Genomic DNA, 12,981 nt, shown 5'->3' with positions numbered 1-12,981 from the left:
TGTGTACGGTGTAAGCAGATAAGTATACACTGTAAACGAGATGTCAAATGGTATCTGAATCGAAAGACGGGCTTCGAGCCGCGTTGCTGATGGCGGCGCTCGATCTGTTGGAACCGGACGGCGAGGCGCCCAGCCTTCGCGCTGTGGCGCGTGCCGCCGGGGTTTCCGCCATGGCCCCCTATCGGCACTTCGAGGACAAGGCGGCGCTGCTGGCGGCGGTCGCCGATCGCGGCTTCACGATGCTCGGAGATGAACTGGCCAAGGCCGATGCGTGTGCCGACGCGGCGGAGGCGCTGTTCGCGCAAGGCGTGGCGTTCACCCGCTTTGCGCGGCTGCATCCAGCCTTGTTCCGGCTGATGTTCGGCCCCCAATATGGTCACGCCGGAACCGCGGCGATCCAGCATGCCGACGAGGTTCTCGACCGGCGCGTCGCCGAACTGGTCCCCAATAGTGCGGATGCGGCCAAGCTGGCATGCCGGGCGCTCGTTCAAGGCCTGGCGATGATCGAACTCAGTGGCAGACTGAAACCCCAGCGTGAGGATGACGTCGAGGCCGCAATACGCTTGTTCGCGATGGCCATCGCCGGTCGAAAGTAGCGATAGCTACCGCGCGCTGTGTTGGCCGACCTGACGCGAGTGCGTGAGTGTCGCGCAATAGCGTGGAATCGGCAGTTCGCCATACCGCTTGGTGGTGTGCGGAAATCGGCGACAATATCGGGCCATGGAGGGAAATCGGCGGGTCTGGCTGGCCGAGAGCGATGAAGATGGGCACGACAGCGACGCAGTGGCTCTCTAAGGCACGCTATAGCTCTCTGCGGCCCTCAAGCCGCCACAGGCCGCATGCAAAGGGTCGGGCTTTGTCGGCGCGCCGCCGTCTATCAAGCTAACCTCTTCACGCAAGGGCGTCTTCCATAACCTTGTGTGCATAACGGGCCGGCGGCACCCCAACATGGCGCGAAAAAGCCACGCTGAAAGAGCTGGCGGAGCGATACACCAGCCACCCTCCCCCGATAGCGTCTTCGATGCGAGACACGACGCCGTTTGCAACGGATTGGCGGCGAAGAGCCATTGCGGACTTTTTCTCAAGTTCGCCGCGGAATGGCGTCCGCGAAGAAATCGGTCACTTGCCGGACTCGGGCCGGGACGAAACGGCGTTTCGGCCAAACGAGACTTATATCTCTGACATCGCTCATAAATTCCCCGAGGATAGGAATGACGTCGGGATGGCTGAGTTCATCGGCAAGGGAAACCTTGGCGAACAGGCCAATTCCAACATCGCCCAGAACCGCGGCCCTTATCGTTTCGACACTGTTGGACCAGAGGTTCCCTCGAACCGGGACGCTGAATCGACCTTCTCGCCCCACGAACGGCCAATTCGCCGCCTCTGTTAGGCCGCCATACAAAAGGCAATTGTGCTCAACGAGCTCCGCAGGTGTCTTTGGTATCCCGTGGCGCTCGAAATAACGGCGAGATCCGACGCATACGAGGGGAGTGATTGCAACGCGCCTCACAACCGCGTCGGGCTCAGTGACAGGCCCAAGTCGTATTGCCAGGTCGATCCGATCTTCCACCATATCTCGCACGATGTCGGAGAGAACGAGATCCACCTGAAGGCCGGGATTGAGCGACAACAGGGTGGGGATGAGCGGCAAGACATGAAGACGGCCGAAAGTACCAGATGCGGCGATCCTAATTAAACCCGAAACACCCAGCGTGCTTCTGGTCAGTTCGCTATCGGCGTCCTGCATCTCGTCGATAAGCGGCTTTGTCCGATCATAGTATCTCCGCCCCTGATCCGTCAGGGTAACGCGGCGTGTGCTTCTATTAAACAGCATCACGCCCAGGCGTTTTTCCAACGAACCGATGGCCTTACTGACGGCGGACTGTGAGTCTCCGGTTGTGCGCGCCGCGGCGGAAAAACCGCCTGCTTCAGCCACGGCGATGAAGGCGTTCAATTCGTTGAATCGATCCATCCCATTCCTCCAGGGAATTAATGTTATGGCAACTTAGGCCATTATCGTTGGCTTTGACATCATCCACATACAGATCTCTCCGCAGTTGAAGGAAGGGTGTCATGAATATCGAACTTACTGGCCGCAGGGCGGTCGTTACTGGGTCCACGGCAGGTATCGGCCGAGCCATTGCAGAAGGGTTGGCGCGTGCAGGCGCTGCGGTCGTGATCAACGGCCGCCGCGAGGACAGGGTCGCCGCAACGCTTCGCGAGTTGCGCAAGCTTTTCCCAAAGGGTCAGTTCACCGGCGTCACCGCCGATCTTGCGACCCCGGAAGGTGCCGCGGAGTTGTTCGCGCGGGCGCCGGATGCGGACATTCTCGTCAACAATGTGGGCACGGGGCGCGCGAAGCCCTTCTTCGAAATCGGCGACAGCGAGTGGATCGATCTCTTCGAGCTGAACGTCATGAGCGGCATCCGGGCCTCCCGCCACTATGTGCCGGACATGATGAAGCGCGGCTGGGGTCGCGTCGTCTTCATCAGTAGCGAGTCCGCGCTCGCAATCCCGGTAGACTTGATCGACTACGCTATGACCAAGACCGCTCAGCTCGCCGTTTCGAGGGGCTTGGCCGAGGTGGTCGGCGGAACAGGCGTCACCGTCAATTCGGTCCTGCCTGGTCCGACCAATTCGGAGATCATGGGCGGTTGGATGAAGGCGGCTGCGGAGGCGCAAGGCATTACGCAGGAGGAAGCCGAGCAGCAGTTCCTTAAGACGACGCGCCCGACAACGCTCATCAAGCGCTTCGCGACAACCGAAGAAGTCGCAAACCTGGTCGTCTATATCTGCTCAGAGCAGGCTTCGGCGACAACAGGCTCTTCCTTGCGTGTCGACGGCGGTGTCGTTCGGACAATTGCATAGGCCGCCCGCTTTTTCACCCGCTCAACGCGGCTTCGGCAAGGGTCAGACCATCGGTTCTCTCCCGGGCTAGACAACAGGGCATGTCAAATGCGCCTGCATTCACTCTAAACAGCAGCCGAAGGATCTCATGCGCTATGCGATTATAGGTTTTGGCGCCATCGGTCAGGCGCCTGCCCGGGGCGTTCCCCCGTAAGAACAGTCAAGTATCCGTCGCGGCCCAGCGGCCGCCCGAGGCGATCACGCAGCAAGCCAAGGCGATTGGGCCAACTGTGACGGCGAACTCGCTGCAAGACACGCTCGAGGCCCAGGACGTCATCTTGGCGATTCCCTTTTCGGCAATTGCTGGACTTGCCGCCATGACGAACTGGAGCGAAAAACGGTCGTCGATCCAACCAACGCGATCAACTTTCCGGATTTCACCCCGACGGACTTGGGCGGCAAGTTCTCGTCACGCCTCGTTCAAGAGACCCTGAGCGGAGCGCGGGTGGCCAAAGGCTTCAACACAATACCCGCAGCAATTCTGGCGCAGAGCCCCGAAGAAGATGGCGGGCCGAGAGGGATTCGAACTCGTCCTGCATCGAGCGGCTGTACCGCCGGGTTTGGTATGGCTCGCTCGACCAATCACAAGAATCGGGTGTTGGGCCCCCTGCACCCCCTCGTCAACCGGTGACCAGGTCGTCGATCTTGACGTTGAGCGCGCGAGCGATGCGCACCAGCACCACGACGTCGCCGGTCCTCCTTCCGTTCTCCATCTCGGGGACGTACCCCTGAACCACGCCGACCTCGCGAGCCAGGTCGATTTGGCTCAGGCCGCGCTTCTTGCGCCAGAAGGCAAGCGGTGTCGGAGCAGCAAGAAGTGCCTTCATCTCCTCGCTGGTGAGGACCTCCTCGGTCTCCGCGTCGAGGCGAGCCCTGATGGCGCGTGCTGTAGCAGCGTCGTCGATGTCCTCCTTGGCGGCGGTGAGCGCGTCATACTCGGCGCGGGACAGGATGACGATCTCCTCGCCGCCCGGCGTCTTGGTCATGATGGCGGACATGCTTTCGTCTCCTGCTCGTAGATTCCGCCGCGGCCCGACATCGAGCACCGATGTGTCACGCATCGAACTCTATCCAAGAGGCTATTCACCTCCGTCGATCCTTTCGCTTCGTCGGGGCAGAACTGCCCGGGCTGGCGACACCCCGGCAACGAAAATCGTGTAATCGCTCGATCGAAATCCGTCGCAACCGCCTTTTTGTCGCCGAACCTTTCAGATATTTCAGTTAGATTGGTGCAAGCCGACTCTGGGCATGACAAGGAGCGCCGCCATGACCACCCACACCCTGCAGTTCGTCGAGCTCTCGGATCGGGAGCGCAAGGCCGCCAAGCCTCTCGGCAAGGGCGATCGGGTCGAGGTCCGGCTCCGCCGCAAGTCCGGCGAGGATCAGGTGGTCAGGCTGCCGCCGAAGGCTGCGGCGCTGCTCGAGGCAGCACTGGGGCATCTCCTCCAGGGTGAGCGGGTCGCTCTCCTCGCCGAGGACCAAGAACTCAGTCCGAACGACGCGGCAGGCATCCTTGGAATCTCCCGACCTCTCGTCGTCCATCGCATGAACCTTGGCGAGCTCCCATTCCGATATGTCGGCAAGCATCGCCGTGCGAAGCTGAAGGACGTATTGGTGCTGAAGACGAGAATGGACGCCCAGCAGAAGGCGCTGGAGGCTCTCGCCGAGGACGCCGAGGACCTCGGGCGGCGCTATGGCGTTTGAGCCCTCGATCGCGGTCTTCGACGCCTGCATTCCATATCCCTTTCATCTCAGGAATGTTCTCGTTCAAGTCGGAGTAGACCGTCTTGTCGAGGCGCGCTGGACAGAGGCAATCCACGAGGAATGGATTCGAAGCCTGCTGGCCGATGCGCCAGCCATCCCGACGGAGCGCCTGCAGGGTACCCGCAGACTGATGGAGCATGCGCTTCCAACGGCGATGGTCAGTGGATACGAGAAGCATATCCCCAAGATAACTCTGCCCGATCCGAATGATCGCCATGTTGTTGCGGCGGCGATCACAGCCAATGCAGCGCTGATTCTCACTTGGAACCTCCGCCACTTTCCAGCAGACGAGCTGGGAAAGTTCAACCTTCGAGCGATGACCCCCGATGCCTTTCTCTCCGATCTCTTCGACAAAATTCCGCGCCTGCTGATCGATTCTCTCGTGAGAGCTCGGCGAAATTTGAGCAAGACCCGAGTTTCGACATCGGACTTCATCGGAATTCTTGAGAAACAAGAGCTCGTCCAGTTCGCTAAACGGATGGAACGGCACGCTTCTGCCCTCCAAGTACGAAGAACACTGCTGATCGATCCCAGCAAACAATTGCAGATCCCGGCATCAGGCCGGACAATCCTCGCGCGATACGATCCCGACGCGGTTGCAACTGCGCTTGCCATGAGCTAGCTATCGGCCCATGATGACAAGCTGCGCTATTTTCCGCCTTTGCCGTCGGCCCCTTCGCCGGGTCCCGGTACACGCGCGCCTTCGCGCCGCCGCCTGAGCGGGCCCCAGAGCTTCATCCCATCATTGTCACGCATCGGCCCCGCCAGCGGGGCGCCGCATTTTTCGAGGAGGCCGCCATGGCGCGGCTGTGGATCTTCTCCGACCTGCACCAGGATTGGACCGGGAACGCGTGGACTCCGGTGCCGCCCGCGGCGGGCGTCGACATCGCCGTGGTCGCCGGAGACGTGCATTCGCCGCTCACGCGGTCCGTCGACTGGCTCGCGGACCGCCTGGCCGGCATGCCCGTGATCTACGCGCCGGGCAATCACGATTTCTGGTGGGATCGGGGCGAGGATCGCTACACCATGGCGGATCAGATCGCCCGCGGGCGCGATCTGGCGGCCCGGCGCAATGTTCATCTGCTGATCGACGAGGCGATCTTGTTGGCCGGCGTGCGGTTCCTGGGTTCGACGCTATGGACCGACCTGCGGCTGTGGACGTGGTCCAGCAGCGAAGCCGACCGCATGGCGCGACGGGCGATGAACGACTATCGGCGCATCCGCCGGAAATCCGCTGGCCGGGACAAATATGTCCGTCCGCTCGACCTGATGTCGCGGCATCTGACCAGCCGCGCATGGCTCGACGCGCGGCTGGCGGAGCCTGGGCCCGGCCCTTCGGTCGTCGTGACCCATCACGCCCCCCATCCCGGCTCGCTTCCCGCAAGCTGGGCAGACACGGCCCATTGCTATGCGAGCGACCTGTCCGGCCTGATCGCGGCCCGCCAGCCCGCGCTCTGGGTGCACGGACACGTGCATTCGCGCTCGGACTACCGTCTCGGCGCGACCCGGGTCGTCTGCAATCCGCGCGGACATGTCGACGAGGACTCGGCCGGGATGTTCGACTCCGGCTTCGTCGTCGATCTCCCGGCAGCCTGAGAGCCGAAAGGCGCTCTGGACACGGTTCGTTCCCGTCAGCCCCCCGCCACGCAAGCTTCTGTCGTGGATGGCCGGCCGCGCGCCAGAAAGATGCTTGCCTTGCTTCCGGCGGGCGGTTTAGGGATCGAAGGTCCCGCCCGCACGGAAAGCCAGCCTTGCGCGTACGCCTCGATACGGTCGACTGGAAGATCCTCAGGGAATTGCAGGCCGACGGCCGCATGACCAATGTCGAGCTGGCCTCGCGGGTCGGCATCTCCGCGCCGCCCTGCCTCCGGCGGGTGCGGGCGCTGGAGGAGGCCGGCGTGATCAAGGGCTACCGCACGCTGCTCGACGAGAGCGCGCTCGGCTACGAGGTGACCGTGTTCGCGATGGTCAACCTCGTCGCCCAGGCCGGCTCCGCCCTCGCCGCCTTCGAGGCCTATGTGCGCGGCCAGCCGCTGGTGCGCGAATGCTGGATGCTGTCGGGCGACATCGACTTCGTGCTGAAATGCGTCGCGCCGGACCTCAGGGCCTTCCAGGCCTTCGTCGCCGAGCTGACGGCCGCCCCCTCGGTGCGCAACGTCAAGACGGCGCTGACGCTGCGACCGGTCAAGGACGAGGCGATCGTCCCGGCGGAGCTGCCGCCGCCGACCTGAGGTCGGCTCAGGCCGCGCCGGCGAGGGTGCCGGCCGCGGCGACGGCGGCGGCCAACGCCGCCTCGCACGCCATGAAGGCGGGAGTGGCTTCGTCCCAGCGCCGCGCGGCGACCGCCCGCACCAGCCGCAGGGCCTCGGCATGGGCCTTGTGCTCGGCCTGCAGAAAGGCGGTCGCGGCCGGAGCACCGGCGGCCGCCGTCTCGCAATGGCGGCGGGCGATCCGCTCGCCGAGCACCGCCGTCTCCTCGCGGGCCGGCGCGGCGCCGACCAGCACCGCCGCCAGGCGTCGCTTCCAGGCGGCGGCATCGGCGGGAAAGCGGACCAGCGGATAGGCGGCGATCGGCCGCCCGGCAGCCCGGTCGAAGCACGCCTGCGCCGTCTGCTCCGCCCCGGTCAGCCGCTCCAGGACGGCGGCGATCTCGCCCTTGCTCTTCGCCGCCTTGCCGGCAATGTCGCCGACGCTGACGGCGATCGAATTGGTTGCGCCCTGCTGCTGGCCGAGCACCTCGGCCAGCGCGCGCATATTGTCGGTGATGCCGTCGATCTGGGCGCCGACGGTCTCGATGCCGGCCTCCACGCCGCGGATGGTGTCGTGCCCCTCCCCGACGGCCAGGCAGCTGTCCTCGACCGCCTTGGCGATGGCCCGCATGCCGGTCACCAGCGTGCCGACGCGCTGGCGGATCTGCTCGGTGGCCTGCGCGGTCTGGCCGGACAGCGACTTGACCTCGCCGGCGACCACGGCGAAGCCCGCTCCCGCCGCGCCGGCCCGCGCCGCCTCGATGGTGGCGTTGAGGGCGAGCAGGTTGGTCTGGCGCGAGATCGTCTCGATCGTGCCCGCCATGGCGGCGATCTGCGCCACCGCCTCCTCGAGCGAGCCCAGGCGCTCGCCGATGCCGGCGACGCCGGTGCTGATCACCGCCATGGCGTCGCTCCCCCGGCGCATCTGCGCGATGCAGCCGCGCATGCCGTCGCGGGCGGCCTCGGCCTCCATGGCGCTGGCGCCCGACGTCTGCGAGAGCTGGGCGATCGAGGCGGCCAGCTCCTCCACCGCGCCGGAGATCGAGGAGGTCGAGCTCGCCATCTCGGCGATGTCGTGGGTCATCCAGCCGATATTGGCCGCGGCCTCGGAAGCCTCACTCGCCACCGCGACGGTGGCGGCGAGGTCGCGGCGGCTGTCCTCTTCCAGCAAGCGGAGGAGGTCGCCGAGCGCATGGCCGACCCGGCCTTCGGGGAGCGCGGCGCCGGCGAGGCGTGCGGCCCGCAGGCCATCCAGCGCCTCGACCAGGCGCTGCTCGGGACGATCCTCGGCTTCGGACGAGGTGGCCGCGGCGGGCGGCGAGAGGGTCAGGCTGCGGCGAGAACCAAACATCAGTCACTCGAGGCGAACGATCCGGGACATAGATCGAACGATGTCGGCAAGATGCTTAAGGTTCGGTTAGGGGAGCCGGTCCAGGCCGCTACGGCCGGCTGCAAGTATTCCACCAGGCGAACATAATAATAAGATGGACGCCGCACCAGGACGGCTTCCACAACCCCGCCTATAGTTCAGCCGATCTTGCGCGCGATCCAATAGGCATAGGCGTGCGCCAGGCCCTGCAGCCGGCGCGGATCGGGATAGAAGTCGAGCGAGGAGCGGAACATCGCGCCGGTACTCGCCAGGAAGGGAAAGTCGGTCAGAGCCTCGCCGCGCGGGCCGAGCAGGCTCACGCGGCCTTCGAGCTGGTCGACGGCGTCGACGCTGAAGCGGTAGTGGCGCGAGCCGCCATTGCCGCCGGTCTCGATGAGGACGCCGGTGAGCTCGACCACGAGGGTGGCGCCGCCCCTGGCGCCCGGCGCGTAGCGGGAGCCCAGCTCGGAGACCAGCTCCTGCGCCACCAGGGGCGCGAGCACCTCCAGCGTGCGATTCGCGGTTCCGCTGACGTGGACCCCGCTGATCGGCATGGCCTTGGCCTGCTCGGTGAGCCCGGGCGCCGGGGTGGTGCAACCGGCCAGCGCCGCAGCCAGCACCGAGGCTCCGACGACGGCCAGCGCAGCGCGGCGGGTGGGCATGTCGAGGGACATCGGGCCGTTCCTCCAGCCTTTCAGGGATTGGCAATGCGGAGCGGCGGCACGGGACCGCCGGCCCCGCGCCGGCCTCAGTTCCAGGCCACGTTGGCGATCTCGTAGGCCTTCGGGCCCTTGGGCGTGTTGACCTCGACCGAGACGCCCTGCTTCTTGCCCACCAGGGCGCGGGCGAGCGGCGAGGAGATGGAGATCTTGCCCGAGCGGACGTCGGCCTCGCTCTCGCCGACGATCAGGTAGGTCTTCTCCTCGTCGGTGTCCTCGTCGATCAGGGTGACGCGGGCCCCGAATTTCACGGTGTCGCCGGAGAGCTTGGAAACGTCGATCACCTCGGCGCGCGCCAGCATGTCCTCGAGCTCGGCGACGCGTCCCTCGTTGTGGCCCTGCGCTTCCTTGGCGGCGTGATACTCGGCGTTCTCGGAGAGATCGCCATGCGAGCGGGCTTCGGAGATGGCCGCGATGATGCGCGGACGCTCGATCTGCTGACGCTGCCTCAACTCGGCCTCAAGCGCCGCGTGGCCCGCGGCGGTCATCGGGATCTTGTCCATGTCAATTCTTCTCAAAAGACGCAAAAAACGCACGCCGCCGGGGTTGGATTCCGGCCCGCGGTCGGTTGCACTGTCGGACGTTACGCCCGGCGCCGCAGCCTCCCCCGTCAGGCTGCCGCACCGAAATAGGACTGCAGCGCACGCACCTTGAGATCGCCGCTCTTGTAGGCCTTGATCCCTTGCGCTGCCGCAATCGCACCGGAGAGAGTGGTGTAATATGGCACTTTATGCAAGAGGGCGGCTCGGCGCAGCGACCGGGAGTCGCTGAGGGCCTGGGCCCCTTCGGTCGTGTTGAACACCAGCTGCACGCCGCCGTTCTTGATGGCGTCGACGATGTGCGGCCGCCCTTCCAGCACCTTGTTGACGCGCGTCGCCGCGATGCCGTTCTCGGCCAGGAAGCGCTGCGTGCCGTCGGTGGCCAGGATGGTGAAGCCGAGATCGACCAGCAGCCTGGCGGTGTCGACGATGCGCGGCTTGTCCTCGTCCTTCAGCGACACGAACACCACGCCCTCCACCGGGACCTTGGTGCCGCCGCCGAGCTGGCTCTTGGCGAAGGCGACGCCGTAATCGGTGTCGAGCCCGATCACCTCGCCGGTGGAACGCATCTCCGGCCCGAGCACGGTGTCGACGCCGGGGAAGCGGGCGAAGGGGAACACCGCCTCCTTCACCGCGATGTGCCCGAGCGTCTTGGGCGTCAGGCCGAAGGAGGCGAGGCTCTCGCCGGCCATGATCCGCGCCGCGATCTTGGCGATCGGCTCGCCGATCACCTTGGCGACGAAGGGCACGGTGCGCGAGGCGCGCGGATTGACCTCCAGCACGTAGATGACGCCGTCCTTGATCGCATATTGCACGTTCATCAGGCCGCCGACGCCGACTGCCAGCGCCAGGGCGCGGGTCTGGCGCTCCAGCTCGGCCAGGGTCTCCGGCGACAGCGAGCGCGGCGGCAGCGAGCAGGCCGAATCGCCGGAATGGATGCCGGCCTCCTCGATATGCTCCATGATGCCGGCGATATAGGTGTCCTTGCCGTCGCACAGGCAGTCGACGTCGACCTCCACCGCGTCGGAGAGGTAGCGGTCGAACAGCAGCGGGTTCTTGCCCAGCACCGTGTTGATCTGGCCGGTCTTGTCGTTGGGATAGCGCGCCTTGACGTCGGGCGGCACCATCTGCGGCAGCGTGCCCAGGAGGTAGTCGTCGAAAGTGCCCTCGTCGCGGATGATCGCCATGGCCCGCCCGCCGAGAACATAGGAGGGGCGCACCACCAGGGGCAGGCCGAGATCGGCCGCCACCAGGCGCGACTGCTCGACGGAATAGGCGATGCCGTTCTTGGGCTGGCGCAGGGCCAATTTGTCGATCAGCCGCTTGAAGCGGTCGCGGTCCTCGGCGAGGTCGATGGCGTCCGGCGAGGTGCCGAGGATCGGGATGCCCGCGGCCTCCAGCGCCCCGGCGAGCTTGAGCGGCGTCTGGCCGCCGAACTGCACGATGACGCCGTGCAGCGTGCCCCGCGCCTTCTCCGTCTCCAGGATCTCCAGCACGTCCTCCTCGCTCAAGGGCTCGAAATAGAGCCGGTCGGAGGTGTCGTAGTCGGTGGAGACGGTCTCGGGGTTGCAGTTGATCATGATCGTCTCGAACCCGGCGTCCGAGAGCGCGAAGCAGGCATGGCAGCAGCAATAATCGAACTCGATGCCCTGGCCGATGCGATTCGGCCCGCCGCCGAGGATCACCACCTTGCGCCGGTCGGACGGCAAGGCCTCGTCCGCGGTCGCGCCGGCGAAGGGCGGGGCATAGGTCGAGTACATGTAGGCGGTGGGCGACGCGAACTCGGCGGCGCAGGTGTCGATGCGCTTGAACACCGGCCTGACGCCGAGGCCGCGTCGGGCCGTCCGCGCCGCCCCGTCGGGCAGTCCGGCCAGCGTTTCCAGCCGCCGGTCCGAGAAGCCCATCGCCTTGAGGGCCCGGAACGCCCCCGGCGTCGCGGGCAGGCCGATGCGGCGGATCTTCTGCTCGGTGTCGACGATGCCGCGGACCTGCGCCAGGAACCAGGGATCGATCTTGCAGACCGCATGGATCTCGGCGTCGCTCAGCCCCATGCGCATGGCCTGGGCGACGCGCAGGAGCCGGTCCGGCGTCGGCTCGCCGAGCGCGGCACGGATGGCGTTCTTGTCGTCGCCCTTGCCGAGGCCCTCGATCTCGATCTCGTCGAGGCCGCTGAGGCCCGTCTCCAGCGAGCGCAGCGCCTTCTGCAGGCTCTCCTGGAAGGTACGGCCGATCGCCATGGCCTCGCCGACCGACTTCATGGCGGTGGAGAGGATCGGCTCCGCCCCCGGGAACTTCTCGAAGGCGAAGCGCGGGATCTTGGTGACGACGTAGTCGATGGTCGGCTCGAAGGAGGCCGGCGTCGCTCCGCCGGTGATGTCGTTCTCGATCTCGTCGAGGGTGTAGCCGACGGCGAGCTTGGCCGCGACCTTGGCGATGGGAAAGCCCGTCGCCTTCGAGGCGAGCGCCGAGGAGCGCGACACGCGCGGGTTCATCTCGATCACCACCAGGCGCCCGTCGGCCGGGTTGACCGCGAACTGCACGTTCGAGCCGCCGGTCTCCACGCCGATCTCGCGCAGCACCGCGATCGAGGCGTCGCGCATGATCTGGTATTCCTTGTCCGTCAGCGTCAGCGCCGGCGCGACGGTGATGGAATCGCCGGTGTGCACGCCCATCGGGTCGATGTTCTCGATGGAGCAGACGATGATGGCGTTGTCGCGTCTGTCGCGGACCACCTCCATCTCGAACTCCTTCCAGCCCAGCACGCTCTCCTCGACCAGCACCTGGCTGGTGGGCGAAGCGTCGAGGCCGCGCTCGATGATGTCGATGAACTCGGCGCGGTTGTAGGCGATGCCGCCGCCGGTGCCCCCGAGGGTGAAGGAGGGGCGGATGATGGCGGGCAGGCCGATGGTGTCGAGCGCCTCCAGCGCCTCGACCAGGGTATGGGCCATCGCCGAGCGCGGCGTCTCCAGGCCGATCTTCGCCATGGCCTCGCGGAAGCGCTCGCGGTCCTCGGCCTTGTCGATGGCGTCGGCATCGGCGCCGATCATCTCCACGCCGAACTTCTTCAGGACGCCGGCGGCTTCCAGCGCCAGCGCCGTGTTGAGCGCGGTCTGGCCGCCCATGGTCGGCAGCAGCGCGTCGGGGCGCTCCTTCTCGATGATCTTGGCCACGACGTCCGGCGTGATCGGCTCGACATAGGTCGCGTCCGCCAGCTCCGGATCGGTCATGATCGTCGCCGGATTCGAGTTGACCAGGATGACGCGATATCCCTCCTGCCTCAGTGCCTTGACCGCCTGCGTGCCGGAATAGTCGAACTCGCAGGCCTGGCCGATGACGATCGGTCCGGCGCCGATGATGAGGATGGAGGCGATGTCGGTGCGTTTGGGCATTGCTCGTCCGAACTCGGAATGCCGGCATGAAAAAGCCGCGGAGCA

13 protein-coding genes are annotated in these 12,981 nt (G+C 65.9%); 7 read left to right on the top strand and 6 right to left on the bottom strand.

The annotated features are described in order from the left end of the window. Positions 1-47: 47 nt before the first annotated feature. Complete coding sequence (locus QO011_RS29730) at positions 48-596, top strand: TetR/AcrR family transcriptional regulator (RefSeq protein WP_307280518.1); 549 nt, start codon at positions 48-50, stop codon at positions 594-596. 485 nt (positions 597-1,081) lie between these two features. Here QO011_RS29730 and QO011_RS29725 read toward each other — a convergent pair whose 3' ends face one another. Further along, the gene (locus tag QO011_RS29725) at positions 1,082-1,972 is read right to left on the bottom strand and encodes a LysR family transcriptional regulator (protein ID WP_307280515.1); all 891 of its coding nucleotides are present in this window, start codon (positions 1,970-1,972) and stop codon (positions 1,082-1,084) included. A gap of 101 nt (positions 1,973-2,073) precedes the next feature. Here QO011_RS29725 and QO011_RS29720 point away from each other — a divergent pair, with 101 nt between their 5' ends. Both QO011_RS29720 and QO011_RS42585 read left to right on the top strand, forming a co-directional pair. Further along, the gene (locus tag QO011_RS29720; protein ID WP_307280511.1) at positions 2,074-2,868 is read left to right on the top strand and encodes an SDR family NAD(P)-dependent oxidoreductase; all 795 of its coding nucleotides are present in this window, start codon (positions 2,074-2,076) and stop codon (positions 2,866-2,868) included. Between the two features lie 149 nt (positions 2,869-3,017). Then, the gene (locus QO011_RS42585) at positions 3,018-3,341 is read left to right on the top strand and encodes an NAD(P)-binding domain-containing protein (RefSeq protein ID WP_370882031.1); all 324 of its coding nucleotides are present in this window, start codon (positions 3,018-3,020) and stop codon (positions 3,339-3,341) included. A 186-nt stretch (positions 3,342-3,527) separates the two neighbouring features. Here the strand turns inward: QO011_RS42585 and QO011_RS29715 are convergent, their stop codons facing one another. After that, the gene (locus tag QO011_RS29715) at positions 3,528-3,905 is read right to left on the bottom strand and encodes a helix-turn-helix domain-containing protein (RefSeq protein ID WP_307280508.1); all 378 of its coding nucleotides are present in this window, start codon (positions 3,903-3,905) and stop codon (positions 3,528-3,530) included. A 268-nt stretch (positions 3,906-4,173) separates the two neighbouring features. On the opposite strand from QO011_RS29715, the gene QO011_RS29710 reads away from it, so the two are divergent. The 4 genes from QO011_RS29710 to QO011_RS29695 all read left to right on the top strand — a co-directional run bounded on the left by QO011_RS29710 (position 4,174) and on the right by QO011_RS29695 (position 6,902). Then, positions 4,174-4,611 carry a DNA-binding protein gene (locus tag QO011_RS29710; protein ID WP_307280506.1) on the top strand — a complete coding sequence of 146 codons (438 nt, stop codon included), beginning with the start codon at positions 4,174-4,176 and terminating at the stop codon, positions 4,609-4,611. Further along, positions 4,601-5,293, top strand: coding sequence for a VapC50 family PIN domain-containing toxin (locus QO011_RS29705; protein ID WP_307280503.1), 693 nt, complete (start codon positions 4,601-4,603; stop codon positions 5,291-5,293). The genes QO011_RS29710 and QO011_RS29705 overlap by 11 nt, the downstream gene beginning before the upstream one ends. A 176-nt stretch (positions 5,294-5,469) precedes the next feature. Continuing rightward, the gene (locus tag QO011_RS29700) at positions 5,470-6,267 is read left to right on the top strand and encodes a metallophosphoesterase (protein ID WP_307280501.1); all 798 of its coding nucleotides are present in this window, start codon (positions 5,470-5,472) and stop codon (positions 6,265-6,267) included. A 155-nt stretch (positions 6,268-6,422) separates the two neighbouring features. Then, the gene (locus QO011_RS29695) at positions 6,423-6,902 is read left to right on the top strand and encodes an Lrp/AsnC family transcriptional regulator (RefSeq protein ID WP_307280497.1); all 480 of its coding nucleotides are present in this window, start codon (positions 6,423-6,425) and stop codon (positions 6,900-6,902) included. A gap of 7 nt (positions 6,903-6,909) precedes the next feature. Here the strand turns inward: QO011_RS29695 and QO011_RS29690 are convergent, their stop codons facing one another. The 4 genes from QO011_RS29690 to carB all read right to left on the bottom strand — a co-directional run bounded on the left by QO011_RS29690 (position 6,910) and on the right by carB (position 12,936). Then, a complete protein-coding gene (locus QO011_RS29690; RefSeq protein WP_307280495.1) occupies positions 6,910-8,271 on the bottom strand; it encodes a methyl-accepting chemotaxis protein in 1,362 nt (453 codons plus the stop codon). Between the two features lie 176 nt (positions 8,272-8,447). After that, positions 8,448-8,963 (bottom strand): hypothetical protein, encoded by a 516-nt coding sequence (locus QO011_RS29685; protein ID WP_307280492.1) that lies wholly within the window; start codon positions 8,961-8,963, stop codon positions 8,448-8,450. Between the two features lie 74 nt (positions 8,964-9,037). Beyond that, entirely contained in the window at positions 9,038-9,511 is a 474-nt protein-coding gene (gene greA, locus QO011_RS29680) for a transcription elongation factor GreA (protein WP_307280489.1), read from the bottom strand. A gap of 107 nt (positions 9,512-9,618) precedes the next feature. After that, a complete protein-coding gene (gene carB / locus QO011_RS29675) occupies positions 9,619-12,936 on the bottom strand; it encodes a carbamoyl-phosphate synthase large subunit (RefSeq protein ID WP_307280487.1) in 3,318 nt (1,105 codons plus the stop codon). Between the last annotated feature and the right edge of the window lie 45 nt (positions 12,937-12,981).

The organism is Labrys wisconsinensis (assembly GCF_030814995.1).
In the GTDB taxonomy this organism is placed as follows: domain Bacteria; phylum Pseudomonadota; class Alphaproteobacteria; order Rhizobiales; family Labraceae; genus Labrys; species Labrys wisconsinensis.
The sequence above is the reverse complement of the archived record's forward strand: the minus strand, read 5'-3'. Positions and strand labels throughout refer to the sequence as shown.

What these genes read in the sequence shown, in the direction of transcription:
- QO011_RS29720 (WP_307280511.1), top strand. Translation starts at nt 2,074, where the DNA reads ATGAATATCGAACTTACTGGCCGCAGGGCGGTCGTTACTGGGTCCACG.
- QO011_RS29730 (WP_307280518.1), top strand. Translation starts at nt 48, where the DNA reads ATGGTATCTGAATCGAAAGACGGGCTTCGAGCCGCGTTGCTGATGGCG.
- QO011_RS29685 (WP_307280492.1), bottom strand. Translation starts at nt 8,963, where the DNA reads ATGTCCCTCGACATGCCCACCCGCCGCGCTGCGCTGGCCGTCGTCGGA.
- greA (WP_307280489.1), bottom strand. Translation starts at nt 9,511, where the DNA reads ATGGACAAGATCCCGATGACCGCCGCGGGCCACGCGGCGCTTGAGGCC.
- QO011_RS29690 (WP_307280495.1), bottom strand. Translation starts at nt 8,271, where the DNA reads ATGTTTGGTTCTCGCCGCAGCCTGACCCTCTCGCCGCCCGCCGCGGCC.
- QO011_RS29700 (WP_307280501.1), top strand. Translation starts at nt 5,470, where the DNA reads ATGGCGCGGCTGTGGATCTTCTCCGACCTGCACCAGGATTGGACCGGG.
- QO011_RS29725 (WP_307280515.1), bottom strand. Translation starts at nt 1,972, where the DNA reads ATGGATCGATTCAACGAATTGAACGCCTTCATCGCCGTGGCTGAAGCA.
- QO011_RS29715 (WP_307280508.1), bottom strand. Translation starts at nt 3,905, where the DNA reads ATGTCCGCCATCATGACCAAGACGCCGGGCGGCGAGGAGATCGTCATC.
- carB (WP_307280487.1), bottom strand. Translation starts at nt 12,936, where the DNA reads ATGCCCAAACGCACCGACATCGCCTCCATCCTCATCATCGGCGCCGGA.
- QO011_RS29705 (WP_307280503.1), top strand. Translation starts at nt 4,601, where the DNA reads ATGGCGTTTGAGCCCTCGATCGCGGTCTTCGACGCCTGCATTCCATAT.
- QO011_RS29710 (WP_307280506.1), top strand. Translation starts at nt 4,174, where the DNA reads ATGACCACCCACACCCTGCAGTTCGTCGAGCTCTCGGATCGGGAGCGC.